This is a genomic window from Endozoicomonas sp. SESOKO4 (genome assembly GCF_024606275.1).
Genome location: NZ_JAHHPS010000679.1, coordinates 1 through 1,869, shown reverse-complemented (window position 1 = coordinate 1,869; position 1,869 = coordinate 1). Strand labels below are relative to the sequence as shown.

The window sequence follows — 1,869 nt, the reverse complement described above, 5'->3', positions numbered from 1 at the left end:
GTTCCAATAGACGGTAGCCGGTGTATTGGCCTAACATCAGAGTCAGACCCAGTACGGTCAGCAATAGCTCCGGGAAGTTATAGGTCAGGTGTTCAACCAGTGGATTGGACATCAGCAGGTAACTCATAGTGGCCACCAGCAGGCTGCCAGAGCCTTCAATCAGAACGTCTTTCGGGCCTTCTTCTTCCCAGAGGATAGACATCCTCTCAATGGTCCATGCCAGAATAATCATCGGGAAGAAGGTGACGGTCAGAGCTTGGGTAATCCCCATCTTCCAGCTGAGTACACTCATAACTCCCATTATGCCTATAACGACGATGATGACCGCCGCCAATCGCGCGACAAGGAGCATATTGAGCTGACTCAATATCGAGCGTATCCAGAGGCCGATGGAAACAATGGTGACAAAGATAATCAGACCTGGTAGTAACTGGGTTTCCAGGAAGGCCACGGAGATCAGGACGGGCATAAAGGTTCCTGAGGTTCTCAGGCCGACCAGGATGCGCATAATCAGTACGACCAGAGTACCAATGGGAATCAGCAGAATACTCTTGAAGGCATTTTGAACTTCCAGGGGCAGGGCGTAGATAGAGAAATCGACCAGGGCTGCATTGTCAGCTCGAGAAGTTTCAATGGCCAGATCCCTTGTGGGCTCGTTCTGGGAAATCATAGAAAAGGAGACCCGGGACGCTGTCCCACCCATGACATCCAGCAAGGATTTGCCACCGCGTTGCCAGAGGAAGAAGTTTTCCGGGTTGCCGGATACACCGGTTTCAGGATCAAAGAGTACCCAACCGTCATTGGTATAGACTTCCAGCATCTCTACTATGGGCTGACGACGCCTGCCGTCTTCAAGGTAAAGGCCTCGAACAACCCGGGCCGGAATATCGGCCATGGAGAGCATCTCGATCAGCAGATTGGTGAGTTCAGCACGGCTATCAATCATGCTCAAGAGCATGTTGGTATTCTGGCTGGGCTGTTGGGCTATAAATTCCTTGATCAGCGTGCCTGTAAAACTTCGACTATCAGCGGATCGTTCTTTCACCTGTTCCAGTAATGAGTCTGCGGCGGTCTGGTAGGGTTCTGGCAGTGAAGGTTTAGCTTTTAGTGTGTCGTCGTCCTCTTCAACAGGAGGAGCCAAAGGTTCCACCAGCTGTCGGTCCGGATGCAGGCTCACCTTGTAAAACAGGCTCTGTTTACCGCTGGCCTTGCGGATGCTCCACTCTGCGCGACGTTGCCCTTCCTCATCATATTGGTTAATGCCATAGCCCGGAGAAGCAAAAGACTCATTTAGAATACGAAAACCGGATTGCTGATCGGGCAGGGTCAGGGATGCCTTGGCAGGTCCACCGTCAGCCTTGAATTGTATCTCAGCCTCAACACTCCAGACGGTGGTGGTTTCTCCCCGGGTTAAGGGGAACCCCAGGGCAAAGTGTTTGTATAAAGTCAGGCCCAGACCTGCTGTGATCAAAATGACCACCGCCAGACTGAGTTGAAAACGTCCTTTCATTCAAAACCTCACTTTTTTGTTTCGGCAATATTTTGCCGGGCAACATCAACCAGAGCCGTATTGCTCAGGAGTCTTTCACCAATAAGGATTGGGTATTCGAAGCCGGTGCGGTTGGCCAGAGTAAATTCAACATTCTTCGAGATCTGTCCCAATGTAATGGGAATAAAGACAGTGACTCGGTCCTGGTTTGCCAGACCGCCATGTCGTTTGATTGAAACTTCACGATGAACCTTGCGCTCAAAGGTCTGGCTTTTGCCATCATTGACAACCTTGAAGCGAACCCACTTTTCACCATTCTTGGTGAAATATTTAATCTCTGTGGCATTGATAGAAGACGTTTTTGCGCCTGTATCAATACG

Annotated in this window: 2 protein-coding genes; both read right to left on the bottom strand. The window is 50.4% G+C overall.

Features of this window, described 5'->3' with window-relative positions; translation table 11 throughout:
• Positions 1 to 1,510, bottom strand: a 1,510-nt coding sequence (locus tag KDK16_RS13200) for a UUP1 family membrane protein (RefSeq protein WP_257276481.1), incomplete at its 3' end; no start/stop codon positions are given.
• An 8-nt stretch (positions 1,511 to 1,518) separates the two neighbouring features.
• Positions 1,519 to 1,869 (bottom strand): RimK/LysX family protein (locus KDK16_RS13195; RefSeq protein WP_257276480.1); only part of this gene is annotated, 351 nt, incomplete at its 5' end.